Source organism: Paenibacillus puldeungensis (assembly GCF_042678945.1).
Taxonomy (GTDB): Bacteria; Bacillota; Bacilli; order Paenibacillales; family Paenibacillaceae; genus Fontibacillus; species Fontibacillus puldeungensis.
The window spans coordinates 1-26676 of the sequence record NZ_JBHTLM010000013.1; the positions used below are offsets into that span (position 1 = coordinate 1).

The 26676-nt window shown below is 43.2% G+C and carries 33 protein-coding genes and 1 pseudogene; 27 read left to right on the forward strand and 7 right to left on the reverse strand.

Translation table 11 applies throughout. From position 1 onward, the window contains the following. Positions 1 to 270 (reverse strand): annotated as a pseudogene (locus tag ACFQ3W_RS16795) (IS4 family transposase); the annotation flags it as partial. A gap of 144 nt (positions 271 to 414) precedes the next feature. Between ACFQ3W_RS16795 and ACFQ3W_RS16800 the strand changes: the two are divergent. The 8 genes from ACFQ3W_RS16800 (at position 415) to ACFQ3W_RS16835 (ending at position 5371) form a co-directional block, all read left to right on the forward strand. Further along, complete coding sequence (locus ACFQ3W_RS16800) at positions 415 to 783, forward strand: DUF402 domain-containing protein (protein ID WP_379320401.1); 369 nt, start codon at positions 415 to 417, stop codon at positions 781 to 783. Positions 784 to 821: 38 nt separating this feature from the next. Continuing rightward, entirely contained in the window at positions 822 to 1388 is a 567-nt protein-coding gene (locus ACFQ3W_RS16805; RefSeq protein WP_379320402.1) for a GNAT family N-acetyltransferase, read from the forward strand. Between the two features lie 12 nt (positions 1389 to 1400). Then, positions 1401 to 1997 carry a class I SAM-dependent methyltransferase gene (locus tag ACFQ3W_RS16810; RefSeq protein ID WP_379320403.1) on the forward strand — a complete coding sequence of 199 codons (597 nt, stop codon included), beginning with the start codon at positions 1401 to 1403 and terminating at the stop codon, positions 1995 to 1997. A 30-nt stretch (positions 1998 to 2027) separates the two neighbouring features. After that, complete coding sequence (locus ACFQ3W_RS16815; RefSeq protein WP_379320404.1) at positions 2028 to 2786, forward strand: class I SAM-dependent methyltransferase; 759 nt, start codon at positions 2028 to 2030, stop codon at positions 2784 to 2786. 5 nt (positions 2787 to 2791) lie between these two features. Continuing rightward, entirely contained in the window at positions 2792 to 3505 is a 714-nt protein-coding gene (locus tag ACFQ3W_RS16820) for an HAD-IA family hydrolase (RefSeq protein ID WP_379320405.1), read from the forward strand. 7 nt (positions 3506 to 3512) lie between these two features. Next, on the forward strand, positions 3513 to 3965 hold the full coding sequence (locus tag ACFQ3W_RS16825) for a DinB family protein (protein WP_379320406.1): 453 nt from the start codon (positions 3513 to 3515) through the stop codon (positions 3963 to 3965). 39 nt (positions 3966 to 4004) lie between these two features. Then, a complete protein-coding gene (locus tag ACFQ3W_RS16830; RefSeq protein ID WP_379320407.1) occupies positions 4005 to 4553 on the forward strand; it encodes a hypothetical protein in 549 nt (182 codons plus the stop codon). Positions 4554 to 4714: 161 nt separating this feature from the next. Further along, entirely contained in the window at positions 4715 to 5371 is a 657-nt protein-coding gene (locus tag ACFQ3W_RS16835; RefSeq protein WP_379320408.1) for a lysozyme inhibitor LprI family protein, read from the forward strand. Positions 5372 to 5488: 117 nt separating this feature from the next. Here the strand turns inward: ACFQ3W_RS16835 and ACFQ3W_RS16840 are convergent, their stop codons facing one another. Both ACFQ3W_RS16840 and ACFQ3W_RS16845 read right to left on the reverse strand, forming a co-directional pair. Further along, positions 5489 to 7117, reverse strand: coding sequence for a response regulator transcription factor (locus ACFQ3W_RS16840; RefSeq protein WP_379320409.1), 1629 nt, complete (start codon positions 7115 to 7117; stop codon positions 5489 to 5491). 17 nt (positions 7118 to 7134) lie between these two features. After that, complete coding sequence (locus ACFQ3W_RS16845; protein WP_379320410.1) at positions 7135 to 8865, reverse strand: cache domain-containing sensor histidine kinase; 1731 nt, start codon at positions 8863 to 8865, stop codon at positions 7135 to 7137. A 310-nt stretch (positions 8866 to 9175) separates the two neighbouring features. Here ACFQ3W_RS16845 and ACFQ3W_RS16850 point away from each other — a divergent pair, with 310 nt between their 5' ends. The 8 genes from ACFQ3W_RS16850 (at position 9176) to ACFQ3W_RS16885 (ending at position 17949) form a co-directional block, all read left to right on the forward strand. Continuing rightward, complete coding sequence (locus ACFQ3W_RS16850; RefSeq protein ID WP_379320411.1) at positions 9176 to 10213, forward strand: LacI family DNA-binding transcriptional regulator; 1038 nt, start codon at positions 9176 to 9178, stop codon at positions 10211 to 10213. Positions 10214 to 10232: 19 nt separating this feature from the next. Beyond that, entirely contained in the window at positions 10233 to 10307 is a 75-nt protein-coding gene (locus ACFQ3W_RS16855) for a hypothetical protein (RefSeq protein ID WP_379320550.1), read from the forward strand. 323 nt (positions 10308 to 10630) lie between these two features. Next, a complete protein-coding gene (locus tag ACFQ3W_RS16860) occupies positions 10631 to 11554 on the forward strand; it encodes an ABC transporter permease (RefSeq protein ID WP_379320551.1) in 924 nt (307 codons plus the stop codon). Between the two features lie 13 nt (positions 11555 to 11567). Next, positions 11568 to 12488: a carbohydrate ABC transporter permease gene (locus ACFQ3W_RS16865; protein ID WP_379320412.1), complete on the forward strand. Its 921-nt coding sequence runs from the start codon at positions 11568 to 11570 to the stop codon at positions 12486 to 12488. A 92-nt stretch (positions 12489 to 12580) separates the two neighbouring features. Next, entirely contained in the window at positions 12581 to 14191 is a 1611-nt protein-coding gene (locus ACFQ3W_RS16870) for an extracellular solute-binding protein (RefSeq protein ID WP_379320413.1), read from the forward strand. Between the two features lie 98 nt (positions 14192 to 14289). Further along, positions 14290 to 16707 carry a glycoside hydrolase family 31 protein gene (locus tag ACFQ3W_RS16875; RefSeq protein WP_379320414.1) on the forward strand — a complete coding sequence of 806 codons (2418 nt, stop codon included), beginning with the start codon at positions 14290 to 14292 and terminating at the stop codon, positions 16705 to 16707. A gap of 168 nt (positions 16708 to 16875) precedes the next feature. Continuing rightward, positions 16876 to 17358, forward strand: a complete 483-nt coding sequence (locus ACFQ3W_RS16880; RefSeq protein WP_379320415.1) for a GNAT family N-acetyltransferase — start codon at positions 16876 to 16878, stop codon at positions 17356 to 17358. A 33-nt stretch (positions 17359 to 17391) separates the two neighbouring features. Beyond that, positions 17392 to 17949, forward strand: coding sequence for a GNAT family N-acetyltransferase (locus ACFQ3W_RS16885; RefSeq protein ID WP_379320416.1), 558 nt, complete (start codon positions 17392 to 17394; stop codon positions 17947 to 17949). 27 nt (positions 17950 to 17976) lie between these two features. Here ACFQ3W_RS16885 and ACFQ3W_RS16890 read toward each other — a convergent pair whose 3' ends face one another. Beyond that, the gene (locus ACFQ3W_RS16890; protein WP_379320417.1) at positions 17977 to 18378 is read right to left on the reverse strand and encodes an AraC family transcriptional regulator; all 402 of its coding nucleotides are present in this window, start codon (positions 18376 to 18378) and stop codon (positions 17977 to 17979) included. 368 nt (positions 18379 to 18746) lie between these two features. Between ACFQ3W_RS16890 and ACFQ3W_RS16895 the strand changes: the two genes are divergently transcribed. The 8 genes from ACFQ3W_RS16895 (at position 18747) to ACFQ3W_RS16930 (ending at position 22865) form a co-directional block, all read left to right on the forward strand. Next, positions 18747 to 19169 (forward strand): NUDIX hydrolase, encoded by a 423-nt coding sequence (locus tag ACFQ3W_RS16895; protein WP_379320418.1) that lies wholly within the window; start codon positions 18747 to 18749, stop codon positions 19167 to 19169. Between the two features lie 69 nt (positions 19170 to 19238). After that, positions 19239 to 19415, forward strand: a complete 177-nt coding sequence (locus tag ACFQ3W_RS16900; protein ID WP_379320419.1) for a hypothetical protein — start codon at positions 19239 to 19241, stop codon at positions 19413 to 19415. A gap of 349 nt (positions 19416 to 19764) precedes the next feature. Further along, the gene (locus ACFQ3W_RS16905) at positions 19765 to 20109 is read left to right on the forward strand and encodes a hypothetical protein (RefSeq protein WP_379320420.1); all 345 of its coding nucleotides are present in this window, start codon (positions 19765 to 19767) and stop codon (positions 20107 to 20109) included. Then, positions 20022 to 20222 (forward strand): EndoU domain-containing protein, encoded by a 201-nt coding sequence (locus tag ACFQ3W_RS16910; protein WP_379320552.1) that lies wholly within the window; start codon positions 20022 to 20024, stop codon positions 20220 to 20222. The genes ACFQ3W_RS16905 and ACFQ3W_RS16910 overlap by 88 nt, the downstream gene beginning before the upstream one ends. A 23-nt stretch (positions 20223 to 20245) precedes the next feature. Continuing rightward, on the forward strand, positions 20246 to 20548 hold the full coding sequence (locus tag ACFQ3W_RS16915) for a hypothetical protein (RefSeq protein WP_379320421.1): 303 nt from the start codon (positions 20246 to 20248) through the stop codon (positions 20546 to 20548). A gap of 270 nt (positions 20549 to 20818) precedes the next feature. Further along, entirely contained in the window at positions 20819 to 21097 is a 279-nt protein-coding gene (locus ACFQ3W_RS16920) for a hypothetical protein (RefSeq protein ID WP_379320422.1), read from the forward strand. A 177-nt stretch (positions 21098 to 21274) separates the two neighbouring features. Continuing rightward, positions 21275 to 21907 (forward strand): immunity protein Imm33 domain-containing protein, encoded by a 633-nt coding sequence (locus ACFQ3W_RS16925; RefSeq protein WP_379320423.1) that lies wholly within the window; start codon positions 21275 to 21277, stop codon positions 21905 to 21907. A gap of 67 nt (positions 21908 to 21974) precedes the next feature. Continuing rightward, positions 21975 to 22865: a DUF5050 domain-containing protein gene (locus ACFQ3W_RS16930; protein ID WP_379320424.1), complete on the forward strand. Its 891-nt coding sequence runs from the start codon at positions 21975 to 21977 to the stop codon at positions 22863 to 22865. A gap of 57 nt (positions 22866 to 22922) precedes the next feature. On the opposite strand, the gene ACFQ3W_RS16935 is transcribed toward ACFQ3W_RS16930, so the two are convergent. Together ACFQ3W_RS16935 and ACFQ3W_RS16940 are read right to left on the reverse strand one after the other, a co-directional pair. After that, positions 22923 to 23132, reverse strand: coding sequence for a helix-turn-helix domain-containing protein (locus tag ACFQ3W_RS16935; protein ID WP_379320425.1), 210 nt, complete (start codon positions 23130 to 23132; stop codon positions 22923 to 22925). 13 nt (positions 23133 to 23145) lie between these two features. Continuing rightward, the gene (locus tag ACFQ3W_RS16940) at positions 23146 to 23646 is read right to left on the reverse strand and encodes a DUF2975 domain-containing protein (protein WP_379320426.1); all 501 of its coding nucleotides are present in this window, start codon (positions 23644 to 23646) and stop codon (positions 23146 to 23148) included. A gap of 190 nt (positions 23647 to 23836) precedes the next feature. Here ACFQ3W_RS16940 and ACFQ3W_RS16945 point away from each other — a divergent pair, with 190 nt between their 5' ends. Further along, positions 23837 to 24400 carry a histidine phosphatase family protein gene (locus tag ACFQ3W_RS16945; protein ID WP_379320427.1) on the forward strand — a complete coding sequence of 188 codons (564 nt, stop codon included), beginning with the start codon at positions 23837 to 23839 and terminating at the stop codon, positions 24398 to 24400. Positions 24401 to 24441: 41 nt separating this feature from the next. Here ACFQ3W_RS16945 and ACFQ3W_RS16950 read toward each other — a convergent pair whose 3' ends face one another. After that, positions 24442 to 25197, reverse strand: coding sequence for a GNAT family N-acetyltransferase (locus ACFQ3W_RS16950; protein WP_379320428.1), 756 nt, complete (start codon positions 25195 to 25197; stop codon positions 24442 to 24444). A gap of 201 nt (positions 25198 to 25398) precedes the next feature. On the opposite strand from ACFQ3W_RS16950, the gene ACFQ3W_RS16955 reads away from it, so the two are divergent. Then, the gene (locus tag ACFQ3W_RS16955) at positions 25399 to 25914 is read left to right on the forward strand and encodes a hypothetical protein (RefSeq protein WP_379320429.1); all 516 of its coding nucleotides are present in this window, start codon (positions 25399 to 25401) and stop codon (positions 25912 to 25914) included. A 27-nt stretch (positions 25915 to 25941) separates the two neighbouring features. Next, entirely contained in the window at positions 25942 to 26646 is a 705-nt protein-coding gene (locus ACFQ3W_RS16960; RefSeq protein ID WP_379320430.1) for a class I SAM-dependent DNA methyltransferase, read from the forward strand. Positions 26647 to 26676 lie beyond the last annotated feature (30 nt).

Sequence of the window (26676 nt, forward strand, 5' to 3'; positions counted from 1 at the left end):
CTGCAAAAAGCGTCGCCAAGCAAAGGAAGCATGGTTCAAGAACCGGTAGATAACATCTTTTCCGGGTAGGTCGGCTCCGCGGTCACTTTCCAGAAGTCGAAACCAGTTCTTTCCTTCGAAGACCAAAGAGAATACGATTTGGAAAATTGCTAAACTCGATAGACCAAAGGATTTGGAAATACCTGCTTGTCGTAAGGCTTTCCCAATGTGGAGCCTAGCAAAAAGTTTGGAAAAGCGAGACTGTTCATACAGGGAATGTTGTTGTAACATAGGGTTACGCACCTTTCTTGTTGGCGTGGTTGCTCGTCACTTCCATGATACCAAACAAGTGAGGTGTTTTTTGTCAATAAGGTTCAATATATTGAATACTTCTTACAGTACCAAGGGGTTAAGGCGATTTCCCAGGTGCGAAAGTTGAGTAATAATTATGTATGGCTGCAGTTTTTTCCTTCTAGCGGAAATTTTATGCTTACCGCAACCTTTAATGCAGAGGGAGATTTAGTCCAGTGTTACTATGATATTGCAAGAAAAATCTCCATCACGGAGAACGGTATTCCCTATTGTGAGGATTTATACCTTGATGTCGTAGCTCTTCCCAATGGCCTGATTTTTACGCTTGATGAAGATGAACTACTTGGAGCTTTGCAGCAAGGAAAAATAACAAAAGAGGAATATGATCATGCACTTCTAGAGGGGGCGAATCTTAGAGATAGCCTAAAAATGGGAACAAACCATCTTATGAATAAGGTCCAAGTATACTACGATTTTTTAAAAAGTATCTAAAAAAATCATTAGAAGCTTGTTAAAAGGAGGGCTGCTTTATGAGGTACTTTAAAAAACTTGAAGCAAAACGACTCTACCTGTCGCCGATCAACCCTGCTGATGCAGATATTTATACAAAATGGATTAACGATTTGACTTTGTCATCTCGAATAGGCTCGTCCTCACAACTGTATAGTCTCCCTCAAGAGCAGGCTGTACTCGACCATATGGCCAAGGAAGGCAACAATTTTGCCATTGTGCTTAAGGATACAGATGAACTGCTTGGGAATTGTTCACTTTTTGCAATCCATCCTATTCATCGTACAGCAGAACTTGGAATATTTCTTGGTGACAGCAATCATAGAAACAAAGGCTATGGGACAGAAGCCATTCAATTGCTGACTGAGTATGGATTTAAGGTTTTAAACTTGCACAGTATTATGTTAAGATTTTTTGATTTCAATCATTCCGCAAGAAGATGCTATGAAAAAGCAGGTTTTCGTATGTTCGGTAAAAGAAGTGAGTGTTATTTCTTGAACGGTCATTACTATGATGAAGTATATATGGAGTTATTAAGTAATGAGGCAAAATCAAATTATTTAGATTTGTTTTTACCGTCAAACTAGGAGTGACGATCTATGGATGACAAAACGTTGCTTGAATATTACTTAAGTGCTTACGGCCCGGAAGCAGGGCCATGGAATTTATCGCCTACCTCGCTTTATCTTGAACTAGAGATTAGAGATTTTTTTGCTAACCAGATTAAAATTCCCGAAGGAGCCCAGGTGTGCAATATTGGTATTGGAGCTGGCGACTGGGACGAATATTTGGGCCATTGCCTTCATGGAAAGGGTTACTTGACCAGTGTCGATATTAACCCTGAAATTTGTGAGACCCTTAAGTACAGACAAACCAGAGAACAACACCCTAACCCATCAACGGTGATTTGCGAAGACTTTCTACAAACCTCTCTACCTGACAATGCATTCGATGTGGCAACCATCATCGGAAGCACGATCGTGGAAATCGGAAAATACCGGGAGACACTGGATAATATCGTTAAAATTTTGAAGCCGGGAGGGTTGTTATTCTATATGGATTTTTCCAAATATCATACCCAAACGCAATTTGAGGATTACATACGTGAGAATAATAGTCTCAAAGTCATTACAAAGCAGACCTTTGACCGGTTTCCAAGCTTAGAATTTTACATTTTTATAGCTGAGAAAAAATAAACCGACTCATTCATAAGGGGCTGATCAAGTTTGAAAATCATCGAGGAGCAATATAACCGCTACGGAGAACCGGATTATGATACAGGGTATATCCAGTGGGGATTTGACGATTTGGAGACACAACTAAGGATGGCAGAGAAATTGCTGAGCATATTCTCGAAAAGCGGCGGGAAAGCGATCTTAGATGTGGCTTGCGGCATTGCCAGATACCATCATGTTTGGCTGAAGTCAGGCTATGAGGTTACCGGAATCGATATTTCAAAAACCTTCATCGAATATGCAAGAAACTATAACAAAGATGAGGAGAAGGCCCATTATGTCGTAAGTGATTTTAACGAGCTAGATTTTGATCATCAGTTTGACATTGCGGTATGTACCGACCCCGTAGAATTGACGGGAGTGTCCGTAAATCGAATATACAAGGCGCTAAAGCCTGGCGGCGTATTCATTTATGAGATGTGGAACGACAATTATATCAAGTACCATAACGATCTCCGGCATAATGATTGTCGTACATGGACCTACAAAGACGGAATATATCACCTGATCCGCCATGAATACAATAGAGCAACCTGTGTATCCGAGCATGAAGAAATCATCTTTGATATACCAAATGATACGATGATTCATAAGACAGGGCTTGGTGCAAAAAATGTGAATAGCCACTGCAGCGTGCAAATCCTGGAGGCAGCCGGATTTAATAATGTGCGTTTTGTCGATTATGACGGACAGCCCTTTAGCACCGAAAATGAACAGGTTAAACAGTTCTTTATGGTTGGGGAGAAATAGTTACCATGGAGATTAAAGCGATTCTGTTTGATTCTGGCCGGGTGTTGAATGAGCCTGCCACGGGGCATTGGTTTATACCGCCTAAATTTTCTGAGTTTGTTAATGAACAAAAGTATAAAGACATCGATAAAAAAGTGTTGAACCTGGCATTTCATACAGCAAGTGCCTATATATCCGAGCAAAAATGGATCAAAAATGAAGATGAGGAATATGCGCATTTTTTGGGGTTCTATCGTATCTTTGCTGCTGAGCTGCCACAATTGGGTTTAACTGACGAGATCGTGAACTCGCTCGCATCGGACTTGGTGTATAACTATGAGAAGTATAAGTTCTTTCCAGATGCAGTTGAGCTAATCCCCGAGCTCAGTAAGACTTATAAGCTGGCTGTAGTATCAGACGCATGGCCTTCATTGGAGCATGTGTTCAAGCAAGCGGGACTACGTGATTATTTCTCTTCGTTTGTGATTTCATCTGTCATCGGAGTCACGAAGCCTCATGAGCTCATGTATAAAACAGCGCTTGAAGAACTGAATCTGTCCCCCAGTGAGGTCGTGTTTATTGATGACAACGTAAGGAATTGTGATGGAGCACACGAGCTTGGGATCCGAAGCTTTCTGTTATGCAGGGATTGGAAGCACTATATGTATAGTAAAATAACATGCAGGAAGCATACAGCTGTACGAGATTTATATGATGTCATCAAGAACTTAAGGAGATGAGTTATAAATGGATTATTCTAAAACAATTTTGAGTATTGTAGAGAAATATCGAGAACCACTAAGAATCAGCATGTTGAATGATGATTTTGCTCGCAAGGCCGATCAGCGAAAGTGGTCGAAAAAAGAAATACTGGGGCATTTGTGCGATTCTGCAGCCAACAACCATCTGCGGTTTATTCAACTCCTTGGTTCAAGCCAGATCGTACAAATTCAATCCTATGATCAGAATCTATGGGTTGCTGCAAATAACTATCAGGATGGATTAATGAGCTGTCAAGATGTGTTGGAGTTATGGACTTTACTGAACAAGCAAATCGCAAGTGTCGTACAGTCATATGCTGATGAGGACTTTACCAAACAGGTGGAATTAAGTGATGGTAGAAAAGAAACCGCAGCATGGTTGATCGAAGATTATGTTGAGCATATGATCCATCATCTGAAGGCCATTCTACCCTCTTAAATTGCCGTTAATGGGTATCTACAAAAAGCAAATTAAAAGGTGTGTGGTTTTATCAATTATTATCTCTATCACTATTATGAAGAGGAGAAGGGGCCCTTCAAAAACTTATCCTCACTTGAACTGAACGATGCTGAAGCGGTCCTACATCAACTCCAAACCGAAGGTGCCACTTTTGCCAGTAAGCGCTCTACAGACTATTTGGTAGTCAGACAAGAATTAGAAAGTAAGGCTCGAAATCTATTTATTCATAAGGGTGGGAAGCCCACTAAGAAATATCCCCATTATATGACGTTAGGGCCTTGCGATTGGCTAAAAGATTGGTATAAACGAGGAGAAGAGATCGTCATTCCTCTCGATGAATTTAAGGAAGGGATGATAAGCTTTACATACGGAGACCTGTTTCCAACCATGAGATACAAGGATGGTCGTGAATACAGAGAACAAGTTTATACCAAGGCGGAAATCCTAAAACTGATTGAGACATACGGGTTGCCACAATCTTGGAATCCAGAGGGAAATAACGGACCGGAAAGATATATTGAAGTGCAAATTTGGGATGATGAAGTCATTAACCAATACTTGAACTAATCATGTGATAAGCCCATTTAAAATAGTGGCCAATCTAGGGGGTATCTTTTGTTTCAAGGTCTGTGGTGAATATTCCCAAGTTGGTATAAGATAAAAGACGGATGGTTGTTTTCTCCTATAAATAATTAATTTTATATCAGAGTGGGATGTAGCCTAAATTTATGAAAACCAAATTGCTATCGATTTGCTTCATTCTTATGATTTCCTTATGTGGATGCGCAAAAGAAACAGAAAACCAAGCAAAAGTAGAAACTAATCCGAATCTATCGACAAGTTTTATAGTAAAACAGGGGACCGAGAAATTAACTAATCTAAGTCAGAAGGCTGCTGTGAAGGGTAAGGAGAATAACAATGCCGAGTCTATGGGGGATTCTTCGAAGATAGGCTATGGTTCTTATGATGTATCTGGTGAATTTACGGATTTGATGAAGTCAAACCCTATTGATCGGGATTATCACAAAGAATACAAAAAATTCGAATCAGAGAACTTTAATACAACCGGATGGATTCAATTAGAAGCAAAGTATGCTGATATATGGGACAAGGAACTGAACAATATATATAAGAAGCTTTTGAAAAAGTTAAGTGCTCCTCAAAAAAAATTGTTGATTGAATCTCAAAAGGGATGGTTGCAGAACCACGTAAAAGAAAACGAATTTGTGTATAAGACTTTTATCGAGGACGAAAGTCATAACATAGGAACTCAGGGATTGGTTAATGCACAGATCGCTTCTAAGAACCGGTTAAGAGACCGGACCATTCAGTTATTCGAATATTATGAAATGTTGGGCGGAAAAGTTGAATTTTTGCATAAATGATACAACGAATCCCTAAATAAAGTTTTGCTCATACATATCAATTATGAATAGGCTAAGATTAAAAGACCTTCTATGCCACACTACCAAGTAGATGAGCATTAGAAGGTCTTCTTCTGCCTATTTACTTGCGGCCGCCCGCAGAGCACCAGGTAGCGGGTTCTTTTTATACTCATTGGGAGTAAGTCCAACTTCCTGCTTGAACAACTTGGAAAAATAAGAGTAATTGGCGTAGCCAACCTTATTCGCGATGACATAAACGGACAGGTTCGTGGCCTCGAGTAACTGCTTAGCCTCCTGAATACGAACCTGGATGACATAGCTTCCTAGGGAGACACCCGTCTCTTTTTTGAACAGCCTTGCAAGGTAGTCCGGGTTCAAGTACACGACCTCAGCCAGACCGTTTCGAGTCAGGTCATCCCCATAATGCGCATGAATATACTGTTTGATTTCTTCTGCAACGGACTTGGTTTCCGCAGCGAAATCCCGATACTCCATCGCAGTATTGACTAAATATCTCAAGTATTCCTCCATATCCTCAATCGAATATAAGGAATGTGCAAGCAATTGGTCATTCGTCTTTCCCGTATATAGTTTATGCGCTTCAATCCCCTTAAGCTTGAGAAAAGCGTATACCAGCTGCACGATGTCCAGGCGAAACAGGCTTAGGTTAGAGGTGCCGAGCGTCTTATTGTTTAGTCTGTCTCTAAGGTAACGGGACGTTTCGGCAAGAAACGCAGCCGGGTTATTTTGGTTAAGCATCTCCTCCAAATAGGATAAATCCGGTGGACAGTAATCTAGCTTGCTTTGCTCGGAGTAGTCCCGTTCTGTAAAATAGGTATGATTCCGGGTTTTGGTCATATTTTCGTTCATTAGAAGCAGTTGGTGAATGACTGAGCCAATATGCTCCAGTTGGCCGGATAAACCGATGTTGCAGCATGTATCGCATTTCAGATATTGATTAGCTCTTTCAATCCAAAGAGAGCTGAGTACTTTCAGCATAGAGGGCGCCGGAGGCTGATTCCACTTCAGGACAACCATCCAATTGTATTCTTTGTATTCCAAAATCGTTTCCGTAGAAAAGGAGGGATCACGCAGCAGCTCGTTCAGCACATTTAGCAGCGCGAAATCAAATAAACCTTTCTCCTCACGGCCCATGCTCCCGTTATAAGGAAATACATTGATCAGCATCGGCGTTATGATATCGGTCATTTGATAGGATAGATTTTGATCCGTTAACGCCTGGGCTACTGCAGCTGGTTTAACGGGGACGGAGGTGCTGCTCCCCACAAGCTTCCGCCAAAAATACTCGACAATATTAGCTTGATTTTTCTTCCAATAGTATCCCTCCTGGATCGCCTTTTCCTTAGACTGCTGCTCTTTAACTCGATCGATCGCTTTCTGAATGATCAGCATGAGCTTATCAAACTCAATTGGCTTAAGAAAATATTCAAAGCTTTGCAGCTCGATCGCTTTTTGCGCATAGTTGAAATCGGCGTAATTGGTCAGAAAAATGGTCTGGATATTGTATTTCTTCTCGCGAATCCAAGCAAGCAGCTCGAGTCCGCTGCCCTGAGGCATTTCAATATCCGAGATCAAAATGTGAACCGGATGATTCTCCAATATTTCACGCGCCTGAGCGACATTGTTTGCCGTATACACCGACTCGATATTCAGCGATTTCCAATCTATTTTTTTCTCTAATGCAGTGACCACAAAATAATCGTCATCTACAAGCAATGCGTTCATGTTTCTCACACTCCTGTTCATTCCAGCGCACGTGCCGGAAGATATAAAGTCACACAGGCCCCCCCGTCTATCCTGTTGGAAAACAGGATCTTCGCTTTTTGTCGATAGAGGGAGTCCAATCTTTGCAGCGTATTCATGATTCCAATGTGAGTACCTTCCGATTGATCCAAAGGGTGGCCGTAATGCAAATGGTCCAAAATATCAGGTGGAAACCCTGGTCCGGTATCGGAAATTTGGATCATGATTTGTTCCTCGCTCTCATCAGCTGCTTCCTGATAGCGGACGGTTAGAAGAATCTGTACTTCCGAGACACGGGATACGGCGTATTTTACTGCGTTTTCCACAAAGGTCTGCAGGACAAGCGGTGGAATTTGGGCATCCGTTATGCTATCGTCCTGTTCTATGCGATATACCAGCGAATTTTGATACCTATGCTTCTGAATATCCAGATAAATTCGGACATGATCTATTTCGTCCTCCAGCCTTACAAAGTCCTCACCGTTTTGAAAAATATACCGGAAATATTTCGAGGTGGACAGCGTCATCTGTTCAATCTCTTTGTACATCTGCATTTGCGCCATGCTATAGATATTCGTTAAGCAGTTTAAGAAAAAGTGGGGCTTAATTTGCAGCTTCATATAATCCAGCTGAATTCGCTGTTTCTCCAGTTCTCGTTCATAGAGGTCGATTTTATACTTTTTGATTTGCTCAACCAAATTCAAAAACTGCTTGTTTGCTTTCTCTAGCTCGATAATCTTGCTGCTTTCAAACTCAAGCGGTTCGCCGTCTCCGGTCCAAAATGTCAGGTTATAAGAGAAGCTCTTGATCGGTTTTAGCACCTTGTTTTTAAAATAAAGTAGGATAAAACACAGATTGCAGGTAATGATGACAGCCAAAAGAATAATGAGCAGTTGGGCGATCATAATTTTCTCAAACGTCCCGAACTGAATGACCAGCTTCACATGAAAAGTAGCGTTCGAAAATTCCCCATCTACGGTGGTCCCGGCTTGAAAGAGGTTGGGGAAGGAAGAGACCCGCGGATATTCGTCCAGTAGTTTGCCGCTGTTGGAGATTGGGCTGGTTACGCTCTGCCCGTCCTCTCCGATGAGGGAGACAAAGCCGTTTTCCCCTAAATTGATTTGACGCAAAGGGCGAACCAGGTCATCCGCAGAAACCAGGCTGATGATATAGCTGTCATAATAAGGAACGATATTGGATATGAAATATTTGCCGTTAATCTGAACCGGCGTCCATTTGGAATAAATATTTTTGTAAACATTCTTGTCCGCTTCGACATTGGCTATAATTTGATTCTTGAGTTCCTGATAATCCATATAGGAAATGCTAATAGGCGAAAAATTGAGGAAGAACGATTGTTTCTTTAGATAGATGAAGAAATTGTATTCGCGACCGTAGTTTTTTTGCAGCTCGGAAAAACGTTTATGCAAATTGTCATTCGCTTTAAAAAACTCGCTGCTGTTCATTTCGCTTGTATTCATCGCTTCGAGGCTTTCATCATTGGCCAACGTCCAACCGGTATAGTGATTGATATAGGCGAAATCATGATTGATCCGGTTAATGTACAAATTGGCTGTATCCTGTAGATACTGTGTAGATTGCTGTTTGACAATCGAGATGGCGGAAATGCTGATGGCAAAATCCAAAACTAGAACGATGAATGAGATGAGGAACATGATCTTTACATAATGCCGGATTGGATACTGTTTGTTTTCTGTCTTTTTAGCCATAATCTGTCAGTGCTGCATCCTTTCCTAAGCTAATTTATGAATGCGCTTTTATGATGTAATAACCCTATTATAAAACCTTATCATGAAAATAGAATCATGAAACCATGGGGTTTTGCCTAAAAGTCCGGATAACACATTTTAAAGTCTGCATTCTGTTATTCTCACCCGAAATCATGAAAGTTGGCTATAGACCAAGTTGCTAACTTCGAGAGGAAAGGTCCGTAAAACGTTGCCTTATGGTCCGCCAAGCGCACGAAGAAAAGGCTATTCTAAAAGTAAATTCGAAGAGTGGAAATCACAGGAGGCTTATATGGCGGTTACGATCAGAGAAGTGGCTCGTAGGGCGGGAGTGTCTATATCCACGGTCTCACGGGCCTTGTCAGGGCAGCAGCGGGTGAGAGCGGAAAACTTGCGGAAGGTCCAACAAATTGTGAATCAGATCGAGTTTTGTCCGAGTGCCGTAGCCAAAAGCCTCGTATCGCGTACTGCGAATGCGATTTGTCTTGTTTTGCCCAAGCCAACTGCAAAATGGGTCTCCAATCCGTTTTTTATGGAGCTGATTCGTGGAATCGTTGCTAGAGCCAATCGGTCTAACTATGACATCATTATCAGTTCGGGAGCGAGTGAACAAGAGGAACTGAAGGAAGTCTCCCGCTTGTTTAGGGGAGGTCGTGTGGACGGTGCCATTTTGCTTTCTTCTCGCAAAGAAGATGCCGTTATCGATTTTATGAAAATGAACGGTTACCCATTTGTGTTGATAGGGCGAAGCGACAAGTATGATGGGATTTGGTCCGTGGATACCGATAATAGAGCGGCTGCAGGGGGAGCCGTTAATCATTTAGTTACGATGGGACATAAACGGATCGGCTTCGTCAGTGGGCCTTCCAATTTGGTTGTTTCGGTTGACCGCATGGAAGGGTACAAAAGAGCGTTGCGAGAAAACGGCCTCACTTGGCATCCTGAATGGGTCTTTGAAGGAGAACTTCTACTAAATAGCGGTTATCGGAGCTTGTCCTACTTCATGAATCAACCAGATCGGCCAACCGCACTAGTTGTCTACGACGATCTCGTAGCGCTGGGAGTAATCCGTGCACTGAACAAACTAGAAATTAAAGTTCCGGATGATCTGGCGCTAGTGAGCTTTAACAATATTCCGCTCGCGGAATTGTCTATTCCACCGATAAGCAGTATCGACATCGGCATCTATCATTTGGGGGATACGGCCGCCCAGGTATTCATTCAGAACATGCAGCATGCGAATAGTGAATTTGGAGGACCGAAACGCCTCATTATTCCGCATGAGCTGATCGTGCGGGAGTCATCCATGATTCCTATTCATATTTTTTGACGGCGTCTATACAAATCTGATCGATGGCAGCAAGGTATCGGTTTCGAGCGGCAAGCTGCAGAGCAGTGTAGTGCCGATTGTGATTGAGATGTGAGTTTGAACTATAAAGCTGGCAGTAACTCCAATTTGCCCATAACAGAACCTAGTGGAAAATTTCCGCTAGGCTTTTCTTTATTTTAGAGAAGGAATTAACCAAAGTCCGGATAGTGCAAGGAATGGTCTAAATTGTGTTATTGATTCGATTCACGCTGCCAATGAGGAGCTTCTAACCTTGCAGATCAGACGCTGAAAGTCCGTTTTAGACCTGCTGGTGGTCCGGTAAACGTAAGCAGAGGGGCGATATACTTAGGGTGTTCAAAGAGCCGGGGAGACGAGGGTATGAAACGGGTTAGACAAAAAGATGGAGGAGGGGATGTCATGAATTCCGGTTCAGTTGGTGTAAAGCGAGCACTCGGACAGATCAAACGAAATAGTGGACTTTATCTGCTGCTTTTGCCGGCAGTGGTGCTTACGTTGTTATTTGCCTACAAGCCGATGTACGGGGTACTCATCGCTTTTAAGGACTACAGTCCGGCCATGGGAATTGGGGGAAGTCCTTGGGCGGGATTCAAGTATTTCGAGAAATTTTTCAATTCGTATCAGTTTTCAACGACAATCAAGAACACGATTATTATCAGCTTATACAGTATGGTCACATTTCCGATCCCGATCATACTCGCGCTGATGGTCAACCAGATGCGGGCCAACTGGTTTAGAAGATTTTTTCAAACAGTGTCTTATATGCCGCACTTTATTTCGACGGTCGTTATGGTGGGACTGATGATCATCTTGATGTCTCCAAGCACCGGCATCGTAGGAAACCTGTTTAAGCTGTTTGGTGCAGAGGCTCCAGACCTGATGGGGTCTGCCGGGTGGTTCAGCAGTATCTATGTTTGGTCGGACGTGTGGCAGCATGTCGGTTGGGATAGCATCATTTTCATTGCTGCGCTCTCTGCGGTTGACCCAAGCCTGTACGAAGCGGCCACAGTAGATGGAGCAAGCCGCTGGCACAAAATCCGCTACATCGATATCCCGATGCTGATGCCGACAGCAATAACACTTTTAATCCTTCGGGTCGGCGGACTGCTTGGAGTCGGGTTCGAAAAAGTGTACCTGATGCAAAACGATCTGAACATTTCATCAAGCGAAATTTTATCCACCTACATTTACAAAATCGGCCTTTTGAGCAGCCAGTACAGCTTTTCATCGGCAGTTAACTTGTTCAACACCGTTATCAACTTCATTTTGCTAATTATCGTGAACCAAATTTCGAAGAAGTTCAGCGACAACAGTCTATGGTAGGGGAGGGGAAAAGATGAGCACCGTTAATCCAGAGGTAAGTGCTGCGATGAAACCGGTTAATAATCGACAATCCGATAAGGTGATGGAAGTTGCGTTATATGTTTTCGCCATATTGTTTTTGATCATTCTGATGTATCCGCTTTACTTCATTATCGTTGCCTCTTTCAGTGATCCGTCTGCCGTAGCCAACGGGCAGGTATGGTTTCTCCCGAAGGGGTTCACGCTGGACGGGTATAGGGAGCTGTTTAAGCATGATAATATCTGGGTCGGATACAGAAATACGATTCTTTATACGGCAGTAGGCACGGCGATCGGCTTAGTCGTAAATATCTCAGCAGCCTACGCGCTGTCGCGTAGAGATCTTTTCGGCAGAAAGACGTTGTCCTTGTTCTTCATTTTTACGATGTTCTTCAACGGCGGGTTGATTCCAACCTTTCTGACGATTCGCGATTTTCATATGTATGATACGTTTATGGTCATGGTCCTGCCGTTTTCCGTCATTGTTTACGATATTATTGTGGCTAGAACCTTTTTTCAATCGAGTATTCCCGATGATTTGTGGGAGGCGGCACAACTTGACGGCTGCGGCAACCTGCGGTATTTCGCCCAAATTGTTCTGCCACTGTCCAAGGCCATCATTGCGGTACTCGGATTATGGATCGCTGTCGGGTATTGGAACTCTTACTTTAATGCCTTGATTTATTTGAAAAATCCGGATCTTCATCCGCTGCAGCTGGTGCTTCGGAATATCTTGATTACCAACCAGATGCAATCCGGCATGGGAACCGGTGAAGCCGCGCAAATCGCGCTTCGGCTGGCAAATCTGATGCGCTATTCCGTCATTATTATCGCAACTGTCCCGATCATGTGCGTGTACCCCTTCGTACAAAAATACTTCAACCAGGGGGTGATGATCGGCGCCGTCAAAAGCTAGCCAAGCATGGTTTACAAGTCTATTGTTTAAAAAGTCATTTTCAAATCTAGTCCTTTGAATTAGTAATTAATTAGATGATTGGGGGATGTCAAATGTACAAACAAGCCGGAAAACGTTCGGCCAAAAGATGGATTTCGCTAGTTTTAGCAACCGCGTTAGCCTTTGGACTTGCTGGTTGCAGCGGTGGTAATTCCAGCAGCTCTGAACCGAGCAAGACGAGCGATTTTAACAAAGAAGGTATGCCGATCGTCAACAAGCCTGTGACGCTAAAGGTGCTGACGATGCGTTGGGGAAATATGGGCGATAGCTTCAAACAGAACCAATGGCTGAAAGATCTAGAGAAAAACACGAACGTAAAGATCGACTGGCAGGTCGTTTCCTCCAATGACTGGGGCGAGCAAAAATCAATTATGCTTGCCAGTGGTACGCTCCCGGACATTATTTTAGGCGACCAAACCTTTTCCGATTCGGATATCGTGAATAACTTAAGTTATTTCCGTCCGCTGGATGATTATATTGATCAATACATGCCGAATCTTAAAGCGGCTATGGCAGAGACGCCGGAATTGAAAAAAATCAGTACATTCCCTGATGGAAAAATCTATTCTCTGCCGACGAGATTGCCATCCCGTCCGAAAACAAAAAACCAGCCGGTCATTAACAAGGCTTGGCTCGATAAATTGGGACTAAAAGTCCCTGAGAACGTGGACGATCTGTACAATGTGCTAAAGGCGTTTAAGGAAAAAGATCCGAACGGAAATGGCAAGAAGGATGAAATTCCATATACCGAAACCGGCTTGTCCCCGGACTTTTTAAATCCGTTTGGCATTACCGATATCAATGCGAACAGTATGCTGGTGAAAGACGGCAAGCCTGAGTACTATCCAATTAGTGAAGAGTACAAGGAAGGCCTCAAGTATGCGAATAAACTGTATGCGGAAGGTCTGATCGATAAAGAGCTGTTCACACAGGATGGGACGATGACGTCAGCGAAGCAGCAAAATGCGGATGCTCCTATCGTCGGATTCACAAATCAATGGACCCCGGATGCGGTATTCGGCAAGTGGAGCAGTCAGTATGCTACTATTCCGCCAATCGCTGGGCCAGATGGTAAACGCTATAATCCGGGCGATCCGAATGGCATGAGCTTTAATCGGAATGAATTATTGATTACAACGTCATGCAAATATCCGGAAGTTGCCGCACGCTGGGCCGATCAATTCTATACTAACGAAGCGAGTATCCAAAACTTCTGGGGCGCCATCGGTACAGTCATTAAGAAGAATGATAATGGAACCTATACCCTGATGGACCCGCCGAGCGGCACTAGCGCCGACGCCTGGTATTGGGATCAGTCGCTTCGCGATTTCGGACCTAAATATGTTAGCCCATCCTTTGAGAAGAGTATTGTTCTTAACCCTAAAGCCGGTGACGGACTCAAGCTGGAAATTGATAAGATGGGCAGTGAGTATGTAACGACCCCATTCCCGAATGTCATGTACACCGCCGAGGAATTCCAAGAGCTGCCGACCCTGACCACAGATATTGACAGCTACATTTCCTCCATGCGAGCCAAGTGGGTAACCAAAGGCGGAATCGATAAGGATTGGGATGCTTATGTCAAGAAGCTTAACGACATGGGATTGGATAAATTGATGAAAATCCGTACCGATGCATATAACCGCTACATGAGCGTCAAATAAATTCATCTAAATCAGGGTATGCCGCCTTTGCGCCTTCTGCAGGGGCGGCATTAACCGCATCATAGAGCATTTCAAACCGCGAAAAAGGGTGTTGAATCATGGATAATTGGACAACAGAAACAAATCAGCTTCCGCTTGGGAAGTGGCTGCATTCCGTGCCGAAGGCTAACCCCGGTGCTATCATTCAAGGGGGGCATTACCGGTTTACTGTTCTCACTTCAGCGCTTATCCGAATGGAGTATAACGAAGCCGGGTGCTTTGAGGAGCGGGTAACGCAAATTGTGGTGAACCGTCAGTTTCAAGTTCCCAAGTACCGATTGATTGATGAGGAAGACAGGCTGGAAATCCGAACGGAACGCTTACGCCTTGTGTATGACAAACGGCCGTTTTCCCGAAACGGCCTCCGTGTGGAAGTAAGAAATGGGGCCGGACATCTCATGAACATTTGGCATTATGGGGACGTACCTCAGGACCTTGGAGGGACTGCGCGGACTCTGGATAACGCAGATGGCGCTATCCCGCTAGAGCACGGGCTACTGTCCCGTGGTGGGTATACGCTGCTTGATGACAGCCGCTCGCTTTTATTGGAGGAGGACGGCTTTGTGAACCCTCGTAATGGGGACGTCATCGATTTGTATTTTTTCGGCTACGGACATGATTATCTGAGCTGTTTGAAGGATTTTTACCATCTTTGCGGCGGGACGCCGCTGCTTCCGCGTTATGCACTTGGCAACTGGTGGAGCCGGTACTACAAGTATAGCGAGGCGGAGTATAAAGCGCTGATGGAACGATTTGAACGCGAAGAGATTCCTTTTTCCGTGGCTGTTCTGGACATGGATTGGCATCTCGTGGACGTTGATCCGAAGTACGGAAGCGGCTGGACGGGTTATACCTGGAACCGCGAGCTGTTTCCGGACCCGCCGGAATTTTTGCAATGGCTGCACGAAAAAGGGCTGCGCGTCACGCTAAACGTGCATCCGGCGGACGGTGTTAGGGCGTTTGAGGAGCCTTACCTAGCAATTGCTGCGGAAATGGGCTTGGACCCGGAAAAGGGAGATCCGGTGGAATTTGATCTTACCGATCCTGGCTTTTTGCGGGCGTATTTCAAATGTCTGCACCATCCGCTGGAAGAAGCGGGCGTAGATTTCTGGTGGATCGACTGGCAGCAGGGCGGCGTCACGAAGATCGATGGGCTTGATCCGCTTTGGATGTTAAATCATTATCATTACCTGGATAGCGGGCGGAGAGGGAAACGACGGATGACGTTTTCGCGGTATGCGGGAATTGGCAGCCATCGTTACCCGGTTGGCTTCTCCGGCGATACGATCATCACGTGGGAATCGCTGGACTTCCAGCCGTATTTTACGGCTAATGCCTCAAATGTGGGGTACGGCTGGTGGAGCCATGATATCGGCGGGCATATGCTGGGTTATTTGGACGATGAACTGGCGACCCGCTGGGTGCAGTTTGGCGTATTTTCGCCAATCCTGCGGCTTCATAGCTCGGCGAGCCCGTTCAACAGCAAGGAGCCATGGCGATTTAACAAGATTGCTGCCGATATTATGAAGGAATATTTGCGGCTGCGGCACCGCTTGCTTCCGTACCTTTATACGATGAACCGTTATGCCAGCCGCGAAGGCGTTCCACTCATCCAGCCGATGTATTATCATCATGCGGAGTGCGGCGAGGCTTATGAGGTGCCTAATGAATATTATTTTGGCTCGGAGATGATTGCGTGTCCGATTACAAGACCCGTCGACCCGAAAACGGGAATGGCTGAATTTCGAGCGTGGCTTCCGAAGGGCCGATGGATCGACTTTTTTAGCGGGCGAATTTATGACGGTGGAAGGAAGCTGTCTCTATATCGGGGCCTAGATTCCATTCCTGTACTGGCGAAGGCAGGGGCTATCGTTCCACTGGTGGATTTGACCGCGTACACGAACCGGGTTGATAATCCTAGAGAGCTGGAAGTCCGGGTATATGCCGGGGCTAACGGCCATTTCGAGCTTTGGGAGGACGAAGGGAACACGCTTGATGATGAGGATGAAAACTGGTGTTGTACGGAGATGGATTTTCGCTTTGAACCGGATGGGAGTACTTTTACGATTTTACCCGCAGAGGGAGATACCGCTGTCGTGCCGGATCGCCGTAAATGGAAACTGGCTTTTGTCGGCCTCACAGATACGGAGGTTAAGGCTGCAGCAGGAGGTAAGAACATCGCCATCGAAACGGCCTATGACGAAGCAAAACATACCCTGTACGTAATTACACAGGATATTGCTGTAACTGATACCCTGACTGTAAGCTTTATGGAAGGCAAGTTGGCCAGCAATTCAGTGGAACAAGAGGTTTTCGTGCTTTTGGACCGTGCACAAATTGCTTTTCAGACGAAGGAAGAAATCTATCGGATTGTTAAGGATTTGCAGCCTTTGGCCGCCCTTGCAGCATTGGCTTCGATGAAATTGGATGATACGCTCTACGGTGCTTTATGTGAGATCATCACTGCAATACTGTAATATCATAAATTAGTTTGTCTCTTCTTTACTAGCAGGTGTATAATCATGGAAACGGCTCAATTCACTCACGCCCCAGCCTTAAGTTCAGAACTCCTTAGGCTGGGGCTTTTATTGGCTGAATAGGCAGACTAGAACAACTTGGAGAGGAAGCTTACCGTGGAAGTTCAAATGACGAAAATACGCGAAAACGAACAGGATCTATTTTTAAACATTTTACGAGAAATTGCGATTTGGTTGAGAGACAGCGGCAAGGATATGTGGAGCTTGGCTGGATTGGAGCGGGAACCTTTTCTAAAGGATAACGCCGGGGCTGAAATGTATATTTGCCGAGATCATGGTGAACCCGTTGGGGCCTTCATGCTAAAGGATGAGAACCAATTTTGGTGGCCGGAAGTTACTGGAGACGATACGTTTTTTCTGAAAAAATTCGGAGTGTCTGAGAAATATCGAGGATCAGGAGTTTCGGCACAAATGATCAATGGGATTAAAGTTATCGCCAAAGAAAGAAACAAGAAGTTTATCCGCATCGAGATTTATGCCGATCGGGAGTATTTAGCGAAATTTTACAAAGAAAACGGCTTCGAATATGTGCGTAATCGGATTATGCCGGATGGCGTGGAAATCGCTTTTTATGAGTATCGTGTGGGCTGAGTTTTTTTAAAAGTGTTCAGGGAGGGGTAGCTGATGATCAAGTTGGAGACCGCACTACTGGTGCTTAGAAATTTTGCACAGGAGGATTGGAGGCCGCTGCAGGAGATGATCGTTCAATACATGTCGTCTTCCTATGCGATTTATGACCATCCGTGGCCGACTTCAGATGAAGAGATCCAAAAAGTATGCTCATGGTTTGCTGGTGAGGATCAATATTTGGCGGTCTGCTTGAAGGAAGATGGCCGCTTCATTGGTTATGTCTGCTTAAATCCGACAGATGACGCGGGAGTTTATAACATCGGCTACTGCTTCAATTTTAATGAACATGGAAAAGGTTATGCTTTTGAGGCTTGCAGGGCGATGGTGACGCACGCTTTTCATGAATTGAATGCTGTACAAATAGTAACCGGAACTGCGGTAGATAATCATCCATCATGTAAGCTGCTCCATAGGCTTGGCATGAACATCGTACTTGAAAGTTCCGGTTTCTTTTATAAAGATGAGAAGGGGAATCCTATTGAGTTTACCGGATACCAGTTTGAGTTGACTCGTGAGGCTGCTTTCCGTACTGATATCTATGCAATAAAATAGCAAATATCTAAAATGATATTCCCCTGATCATCTGGAGTTGTAAATCGGGGGCAGGCATAACGTTCCCTTCCCGTATACACCGGTTTCTTTTCCGTAAACCCAGCATACCCCTAAATCACTTTCCGGAAAATCAACGTATGCATAGCCTTTAGGCACCATAGTGGTTTCCGGCGTAAATATGCCGATCCAGTACTCAAAAGGCTCGCCTTCCTTCCAGCGCATCAATCCGATATAGGCATCTTGATCTTCATAAATGTCTTTCATGCTCCCTTTGACTTGCTTTTCAATGGCCTCAAACCGATTATTAGCGAACCATTCACCCCATTTGGCGCCAAAGTTATCGTTGATGCGATCATCATCTCCATATTTCTTGCCGACAAATCGAACTGCCGGTATATGCTCCTTGTAGACCTTTACTACATCCGCCAACGTCTTCATCTCCTTCAAATTAGTGATGATTGAGGGTTCACAGATTAGAATGCGTATGCGTTTCTATACTGCAAATATATCATATAGGTGATAGGAGATACGGAAATGTTAACCTATAAATATGTGTCGTTAAGCCGAACAAATTCTGAAAAGTGACACGATCAAAGCATCGGTGACTTCATTTTTTTCGGAGCTGTTTCGGTTCGAGACAATCTTCCGATCATTGTGGATTCAATCTTTGAGGTTTAAACGTAAGAGTAGAGGAAATCGTTAGAAAAGGATTAACTACAATTAGGCAGGTGATGCGTTTGCTTTCCAAGCTGATAAACTTAGTGCCTCGGGATTGGTTGGTTTACATGTATATACACATGCCTTTCAAAAGGTTTAAAGACTGGGTCGTTTACCGGGCTCAGAGTAAATTCCTTGTGGCAGTCTTGGGCGTGATTACCAACGAGGAGGGGCAGGTTTTGCTGCTAAAGCATGTGTACCGTCGCGAGCCATGGGGAATTCCCGGTGGTTGGATGGAATTAGAGGATCCTGAGGCGGCGCTCGAAAGAGAGATTTACGAAGAAACGCAACTAAAGGTCGAAATTACGGGATTAGCTAAAGCGATATATGGAACAAAGCCTAACCGAGTCGATTTGATTTTCACGGGCAAAATTGTCGGTGGAACATTCGCGCGAAGCTCTGAAATTTCGGAGTTCATGTATTGCGATGTAGACGCTTGGCCGGAAGGGCTCCCCATGGGACAAAAGAAATTGATTAAGGAAATTCTTGGTCTATTGGAGTGATTTGAACGGTATGCCATGGAGCCCGAATGAGTGAGTCCGGGTAAACGAATTTAGGTGAGGAGGCCGTAAATGAAAGCAGCATTTTACAAGGAAGAAGGCCATGATGGTACAATTATTATTTCTTGGTATTACACTCTTCAACTGCTGCATGTTCTAACCTTGAGAAAATCCGAAAAACTCCGGAGCAAACTGGACCATTTAGAAGTAAAGATTACCGAGATGAGGCGTTTAAAGAGCATAGTATGAGCATGGGATGGACAACCGAATAGATAAAACCTTTTTCCGTAACAACTGGGAGCGCATGCTGTAGGAACTGTTTACCGGGGAAGAGGACAATAAGCTTGCTTCAACTCGTACTAAACGAGCTTGAAGTGAGCTTTTTTGCTTGATTTGGGACTTTTGTACAGTTAAATATATACCATGTATCTATTGTGGGAACTGGCTTATATTGGTAAAATACCTCCGAATATAGGGGCGTTCCCCATTTGAAGGCGGAGATCAAGCATGCTGCAAAAAAGTAAATACTCACAAAATCGAGCAGCTGGCAGGTTCTCTGGATCAGGTCAGGCGTTCAGTCGAATATTCGAATGTCGGCTTGTCCCGTGAGCTGAGCCGATTGCTTAGTGGTGTCGAATCCGAATATTCGGAGACGAGTGTGCGATCAGCGGTGCGGGAAGTTAGAGAGCGTCTGCAGAAGATGATGCTGTACTCCGGGCATATGGACGATCGTCTAAGGAGTAAAGTGAGGGGGCTGCAAGCGGCTGTAAATCAATATTTACAAGCGGAAAAGTCAGTACTCGCTTTAACTAAGGTGATGTTCCAGGACACAAATCAAAAGGTAAAAGAACTGGAATTGGTCAGGCTTGGTTTCCAGAAACATGGACGAAAGAGGATATTAGTAAGGCTGGTGAATATGTTGCCAATATGCCTGACCATGTGAATATGGCAGATGGGGTAACTATATTTGGTGAATATAATGGTGTCCGAGTTGGAGTAATTAAAACTAATGGGGAAATTGGAACGATTTTCCCCGACAATATGATGCAACCATAATTTAGGTGGAGGTAACGAGTACTATGTTTAGTGAAAAAGTACGGGCGGTTTTGGGAGCAAGAGCATTACTTGATGATAATGATCCTAGAATTGAGCAAAAATGGACAGAATTAATTGATTTACTTAGTGAAGATGAAGAATTAACAATAGGTTTTTTGAAAGAATGTTCGAAAACCGAACTTTCATTCCTTAGTGAAGTGTTTGAAGATGTAGCTTACAATCTACAAAGTGAAAAGTATATAGAGTTACTGTATCAACTAGATAGAAGGTACCCAGACTTAGAGCTTAAGAATCACATTCAAATCGCGGAAGATTACATGGGTTAGTTTTTGAGGTAACTCTTATATTTAGATACCAAGACAATAATGTCCCCCTCTCCGCCTTATTAAAACCATCGAGGATTTCGAGGGCGGGAGAAATAAAGCTTGCTTCAACTCGTACTGACGAGCTTGCTTTTTTACTTGATTTGCGACTATGCAAGAAGGCAGACATCAAGTCTTTTCTATTAATATATGAAGTCAATGCTAGTAGAGTTTGAAAATGCCTCTTACAATTGTTACCATAAGGGGTGATCAACAAGTGAGAGGATAATGCCTATGAATAAGATGCTAGAATACGGGATTCTATGTTGGGGCAAAGATGAGAAGAAACTTATGGATGAGCTTTATGCTTTTTTAGCCCCGATGAATCGGACATTCTCGAAAACTAGTAATAAAGGGATGCTAGAAGCCAGATTGCCTTACGTATATAAACATTTCTACTGGAACTTGAACAAAGAGAAGCAGGTTTATGTTGAACTGTACCCCAATAAAGATGTGGAAGGAAAAATGAAGTTTCCAAGTGAAGAAGTCGGGTGGGTTATGTTCCTAACTTAAAGGATCAGAGTCCTCCATACCACGTCCCCCTTGAAGAACAAGAGCAATATATTCGAGATATGCTGAGTTCGTTGACATTTGAATCGACAAAGCTGTACGAGTATGCGGAGGGTGAGGAAAGACTATAAGCTTCTTCTTTATAATATAAAAAAACCATATAGAATCGAGCGTGATAAGATGGCCTGGAGCCTGGACAGTGTTTATGACAGAAACAAGGAGTCGCCTTATACTTTTTATGTCCCGAGTAAAGCGGTTATCGATCTTTTGGCCGTGGGAGACATGGTGAAGCTGATATTTTTAAGCGATGAAGAGCACGAAGAATATTGCGGTGAGCGAATGTGGGTAGAAATTACGCAGCGAGAAGGGGATGCCTTCGTTGGAACGCTGGCTAATAAGCCTGTCTATATTTCGTCTCTTCAGTATGGGCAAGAAATCAGGTTCACCCCAGAGCACATCTGCGACACGATGTATGACGATCCAGAGTCTAAAGCGTGGGACTTCTACTTTGACCGGAAGGTTGTCGTATCTAACGATGTGCTAGAGAGAAGAGAGTTTAATTTCATGATGAGAGACGAGCCGGAAAATGAGCAGGATACCGGATGGACCATTTTCAGCGGATATGAGGATGATGGCGATAACGAAAATTCCGACAACTTTCAGGTGATATCCATCGGCGTTATTTTGAATATCGATGATTCTATTATATCTTTTATCCACGAAGAGCCTCTGTGCGCTTATGAACGGGATTTTGAGAAAGGGATTTTTGTCAAGGTCGACGATTACGATTGGGAAAGTTATTTGAATGGATAGAGGCGAATGGCATGAATCGTTATAACCTCATGTTTCAATATTAACTAAAAAAGTCGAGGGGATAAATTTGATTAAAAAGTTAATGATGCTTTGTCTTGTCATGATGTTAACAGCCAACACGTTTGCATTTGCTTCATCCACAGCTGCAACAGACCTTCAGCGAGGAAATACTTCCGGAAACTTAAACAATAATGGAGTATACGCCAGCACAGACGAATGGATTTATTACTGCAGCTTTTTGAAGGAGGGAGGTATTTATAAAGTAAAAAAAGATGGTACGGAGAAAACAAAAATATCCGATGGATCTCCCTGGTATATGAATATCGTTGGCGATTATTTATATTATTCCGGCGACGGGTGGAAATTAATCAAACAAAAGCTTGATGGTACCGATAAGCAAGTACTAACGAACGGAGCATTTCATATCAATGTCATAGGAGATGAGATATATTATACACACGGAGCAGGCTATCAAGACGGATATATCCATAAAATGAAAACCGATGGCACTGGGAATACCAAATTGAGCAATGATCATGTCAGTGAAATGGTAGTTCTAGGAGACAGTATTTATTATACTTCGTTCTATCAGAAATTGTTTAAAATCGATCTCCATGGAAAATCAAAAACAAAGCTATTAGGCGGCAAAACCATCTACGAGCTTAACGTGGAGGGGGAGTGGTTGTATTTCAACTACGACCGCATGTTGTACAAAATGAAAACGGATGGTACTAAATTGACTTTGCTTTCAAAAGATGATGCGACAGACATCAACGTTTCCGAAGACTGGATTTATTACAGCAATACTTCTGGTAAAAAGAATTTAGTCCGTATAAAAACCGACGGTACTGGGAGAGAGGAAATCAACCAGATCAAGTCGATGGAAATCAGTGTGATCGATCAATTTGTATTTTTTTATGACATGTCTAAAATAGTGAAGCTGGATCTTCATGAATAAGGTTTAGGTGCCACAGCAAAACGGATACCTTTGATTGGGTATCCGTCTATATTTTTCTCATTCTTCTCTCTTATATTCGAGTATATCTCCAGGCTGACAATCTAAAACATCACAGATCGCTTCTAGTGTTGAGAAACGAATAGCGCTTATTTTTCCTGTTTTGATTTTTGAAAGATTGACGTTAGCTATTCCAACTTTGTCAGCTAATTCGTTTAATGATATTTTTCTGTCAGCCATTACACGGTCGAGCCTTAATATGATTGCCATATCACAGTACCCCTTATAGAGTTTCGTCAGACAGTCTTTGTAGTTCAGCACCATAGTCAAAGACCATCGAAAAAAAGTAGAACATTAAAGCAAGTATAATAAATGCTACATTGAAAGAGGATTGCATGGTGATTTTTGGAGCGAAATAGTCGTAAAAGCTGGTTTTTAAAAAAGGTTGTGCTATCGAATAAATGAATATTATGAACGCTATTTCTCTAAGTCTTTTGGCATTTTCTGGGCTAAACGGATCGATATATTGACTTATAGACTTAAACATACGATGTGTTAAGAACAGAATGCAAAGTAATAGCACGCCTGATACAAATATGGTCAGCATTTCTGCGATGAGTTCACCGGTTGAATTCAGAAGTTGTCCCGCTGACGAGTAAAAGCTAAGTCCGTATAATGCAGAAAAATCAGTATTTGGTGCAAATGCAATCCAAATCAATACGACAACAGGTATGCACAGGCCAACAATAAGCAAAATGCAAAATAACTTAGTAATACTGGCCATGATTTGACTGCTTTATTGGATTTTGTCCCGTAAGCTGTTCATATAATATCCTCTTCTCATCATTATTTACATCGTTATTATTACTCAGATATTAATGAATTTCAACTATAAATTAACGATAAACGTTAATTTATTTATCAAAAACATAAAAATGACATATTTAATAAAACGAAAAGTGGTGTGAATCGTCTTGCGCACAATCCTATATTTTGTCAGGCATGCGGAATCTCTGTTTATCGAAGGGCTGGAGCGAACGCGAGGGCTATCCTTAAAAGGAAAGCAGGATGCAGATCGGGTATACGACATCATGAAGAACATAAAGATTGATGAGTTCATTTCCAGCCCTTATCAACGATCGATAGAAACCATTCAGAAGCTCGCTGAAATGCGTTCAAAAGAGATTTTTACATATGAAGATTTAAGAGAACGGACTATAGGGAACTTTGACAACATGGAATTTAAGAGCGCTAAACGTAGAGTTTATATCAACAAGACTTTTTCTTTTGAAAATGGTGAATCAAGTATAGAAGCCCAAGCTAGATCTATGAAAGTACTGACACGAATCCTCCAAGAAAACATGGGAAAAACCATTGTAATCGGCACCCATGGGGATATTATGACCTTAATGATGAATGCTTTCGATCCCAAGTATGATTATGATTTTTGGGAGTCGCTGACGATGCCGGATATTTACCGACTCGAATTTGCGTGTGGGCAGTTAGCGGACGTAAAAAGGATCTGGGTTGTCGATTAAGCAGAAAAAAGCAATGAACGACGGCACCATTAGCCTTAGTCTCAATCCTTATCAATAGCAGCCAGTTCTACCCATGCGGATATATAGCCACTGCTAATGGCTGTATTTTTTGAAGCTATATTGGACCATGCGGTGCCGTAAAAGGGGACAATCCCTTTTTTAACAATTTCGTTTGTTATTATTTTTGTCAGTATAGACGCCACCCCTTTTTTGCGCCAGGCCGGAACGACGTCTATGCCTACTTGCCACATGGTCTCACTGTCGTTACTTGCGCCGGCAACGCCGATGATTTCACCGTTTTTGTAGCCGACCACGGCGATCACGTCACGTCTTTCGGAGTCACAAGTATAGCTTAAAGCCATATGAAATCTGTCGTCATCGTAAAGAGGGAGTATTTCATTGTCCGTTAATATTTTGATATCAAAATCAGGTTGTACTTCTCTGCTTCGGGTCATGTCGGGGAGATAATATTCTGATATGATTCCAACGCACTTGTCATACTTGTTAAGTTCGGCATTCAGTGTGTTTAGCTGCGGCATATCAAAACAGCGAAAACCAAGGTGTTTATTCACGAAGGAAGTCATAAATTCCTCGATTCGCTTGTCAACTGAGGCAACAACGGCCTCTCCGTAACAGGCAAGCTGGCAAAAATGAGGTTGTTCGAAATATTTTTTGCGTCCAGCATTCATTTTTGAAAGGACGACTTTGTTTTTGGGCCCGGCAAAATCTTCGGCGTGGCTATTTAAATCAATAGCAGATTGCTTCATGGCGATGTGCAGGATCTCATGGTTTGTCATGTATAAATCTCCCCAGTTAATCTTTTTTGACACAAGAGTTGCCAAATAACGGTCACAGCAAATGATAACACAATCCCTCGTAAAGTATGTGATAAATAGGATATAAAGTGCATTTCGATCATTGTTATGGTAAACCCAAAGTGACTTAGATCTGTTCAAAATGGCTGTGTATCCGCTTTGGTGAGTGAAGGAGGAAATTGTATGGAACAAGAAGAGATGGATGTTTTTTTGCGGATTACGATGCACCGGATGTGCGATTTGTACTTTGAGAAGTTGAAAGTAGCCATGGAGGGCTTAAGCCAACAGGATTTATGGACGGAACCTTATCCAGAAGGGAATACGGTTGGTGGGATTGCACTGCATGTATGTGAGCATATCGCAAGAAGCTGTCTGAGACTTAAGCGGATGGAGGGGGAACTGAAGCTCCATTTTGAAAACTTTTTTCCCAAAGAGACGCTAACGGCTGAAGAAATTATTGCGATGTTTGAAGCTCAGCTCAAGGAATGGCGACTGCTGATGTACAGGTACATCAACAAGGAACATGTAATGAATGAGGATGATGTGCACCAGTTGTATCATTTGGTAGAGCACACCAGCTATCACCTCGGGCAAGTCATTGATCGCATCCAAGGGATGACCGGGAAGAAGTTCGCTTTTTGTAACCATGGTCTCAATGAAGCTTATCTACGCAGAAAGGTAGAGTCTAGAGAAGTCTAGCCGAGGCCTTGTGAAAGGGGAGTTAGTATGTTCGATTTATCATCGAAATATTACGATGTAATTTATAGTTTTAAAAACTATCAGCAGGAAGCAAATATGATTCATGAGTATTTAATCAAACAAGAGAATGAACCGAAATTGATACTTGATGTGGCTTGCGGGACCGGACAGCACGCTTATTATTTGAAACAGCACTACTCTATCGACGGGATTGATTTAAATCCTGAATTTGTCTCCATTGCTAAAGCGAAAAACCCGGAAGGCCAGTTTTATACGGCGGACATGAGCAGCTTCAAATTGGAAAAAACGTATGATGTCGTCATGTGTTTGTTTAGCTCTATTGGATATGTCAAGACGCTGGACAATGTGGTGAGGACTCTCGAGCAGTTCAAAGAGCATTTGAACGAGGCTGGGGTAATCCTGGTTGAGCCTTGGTTCACGCCAGAGGTATGGAATGCTGGTAGAGTAGATACATTGACTGCCGAGCAAGATGGAATAAAAATGTGTAGAATGTCTTATACGGAGAAGCATGACCGAATGTCTGTACTCCGATTTGACTACTTATTCGGCAGTAAGGCGGGAATTGATTATTTTTCCGAAACTCATGACTTGGGCCTATTTAGCGTAGATGAAATGATTCGTGCGTTTCACGACGCCAAATTAGAAGTAGAATATGATGAGCAGGGAATAAGCGGAAGAGGGATGTATATTGCCCGAAGAAAACCGCTGTAGATCGAGCATAATCTTGTGACTGAAAGGATA

What these genes read in the sequence shown, in the direction of transcription:
- ACFQ3W_RS16805 (WP_379320402.1), top strand. Translation starts at nt 822, where the DNA reads ATGAGGTACTTTAAAAAACTTGAAGCAAAACGACTCTACCTGTCGCCG.
- ACFQ3W_RS16810 (WP_379320403.1), top strand. Translation starts at nt 1,401, where the DNA reads ATGGATGACAAAACGTTGCTTGAATATTACTTAAGTGCTTACGGCCCG.
- ACFQ3W_RS16820 (WP_379320405.1), top strand. Translation starts at nt 2,792, where the DNA reads ATGGAGATTAAAGCGATTCTGTTTGATTCTGGCCGGGTGTTGAATGAG.
- ACFQ3W_RS16825 (WP_379320406.1), top strand. Translation starts at nt 3,513, where the DNA reads ATGGATTATTCTAAAACAATTTTGAGTATTGTAGAGAAATATCGAGAA.
- ACFQ3W_RS16835 (WP_379320408.1), top strand. Translation starts at nt 4,715, where the DNA reads ATGAAAACCAAATTGCTATCGATTTGCTTCATTCTTATGATTTCCTTA.
- ACFQ3W_RS16840 (WP_379320409.1), bottom strand. Translation starts at nt 7,117, where the DNA reads ATGAACGCATTGCTTGTAGATGACGATTATTTTGTGGTCACTGCATTA.
- ACFQ3W_RS16845 (WP_379320410.1), bottom strand. Translation starts at nt 8,865, where the DNA reads ATGGCTAAAAAGACAGAAAACAAACAGTATCCAATCCGGCATTATGTA.
- ACFQ3W_RS16850 (WP_379320411.1), top strand. Translation starts at nt 9,176, where the DNA reads ATGGCGGTTACGATCAGAGAAGTGGCTCGTAGGGCGGGAGTGTCTATA.
- ACFQ3W_RS16860 (WP_379320551.1), top strand. Translation starts at nt 10,631, where the DNA reads ATGAATTCCGGTTCAGTTGGTGTAAAGCGAGCACTCGGACAGATCAAA.
- ACFQ3W_RS16865 (WP_379320412.1), top strand. Translation starts at nt 11,568, where the DNA reads ATGAGCACCGTTAATCCAGAGGTAAGTGCTGCGATGAAACCGGTTAAT.
- ACFQ3W_RS16870 (WP_379320413.1), top strand. Translation starts at nt 12,581, where the DNA reads ATGTACAAACAAGCCGGAAAACGTTCGGCCAAAAGATGGATTTCGCTA.
- ACFQ3W_RS16875 (WP_379320414.1), top strand. Translation starts at nt 14,290, where the DNA reads ATGGATAATTGGACAACAGAAACAAATCAGCTTCCGCTTGGGAAGTGG.
- ACFQ3W_RS16880 (WP_379320415.1), top strand. Translation starts at nt 16,876, where the DNA reads ATGACGAAAATACGCGAAAACGAACAGGATCTATTTTTAAACATTTTA.
- ACFQ3W_RS16885 (WP_379320416.1), top strand. Translation starts at nt 17,392, where the DNA reads ATGATCAAGTTGGAGACCGCACTACTGGTGCTTAGAAATTTTGCACAG.
- ACFQ3W_RS16895 (WP_379320418.1), top strand. Translation starts at nt 18,747, where the DNA reads ATGCCTTTCAAAAGGTTTAAAGACTGGGTCGTTTACCGGGCTCAGAGT.
- ACFQ3W_RS16900 (WP_379320419.1), top strand. Translation starts at nt 19,239, where the DNA reads ATGAAAGCAGCATTTTACAAGGAAGAAGGCCATGATGGTACAATTATT.
- ACFQ3W_RS16915 (WP_379320421.1), top strand. Translation starts at nt 20,246, where the DNA reads ATGTTTAGTGAAAAAGTACGGGCGGTTTTGGGAGCAAGAGCATTACTT.
- ACFQ3W_RS16920 (WP_379320422.1), top strand. Translation starts at nt 20,819, where the DNA reads ATGAATAAGATGCTAGAATACGGGATTCTATGTTGGGGCAAAGATGAG.
- ACFQ3W_RS16925 (WP_379320423.1), top strand. Translation starts at nt 21,275, where the DNA reads ATGGCCTGGAGCCTGGACAGTGTTTATGACAGAAACAAGGAGTCGCCT.
- ACFQ3W_RS16935 (WP_379320425.1), bottom strand. Translation starts at nt 23,132, where the DNA reads ATGGCAATCATATTAAGGCTCGACCGTGTAATGGCTGACAGAAAAATA.
- ACFQ3W_RS16940 (WP_379320426.1), bottom strand. Translation starts at nt 23,646, where the DNA reads ATGGCCAGTATTACTAAGTTATTTTGCATTTTGCTTATTGTTGGCCTG.
- ACFQ3W_RS16950 (WP_379320428.1), bottom strand. Translation starts at nt 25,197, where the DNA reads ATGACAAACCATGAGATCCTGCACATCGCCATGAAGCAATCTGCTATT.
- ACFQ3W_RS16955 (WP_379320429.1), top strand. Translation starts at nt 25,399, where the DNA reads ATGGAACAAGAAGAGATGGATGTTTTTTTGCGGATTACGATGCACCGG.
- ACFQ3W_RS16960 (WP_379320430.1), top strand. Translation starts at nt 25,942, where the DNA reads ATGTTCGATTTATCATCGAAATATTACGATGTAATTTATAGTTTTAAA.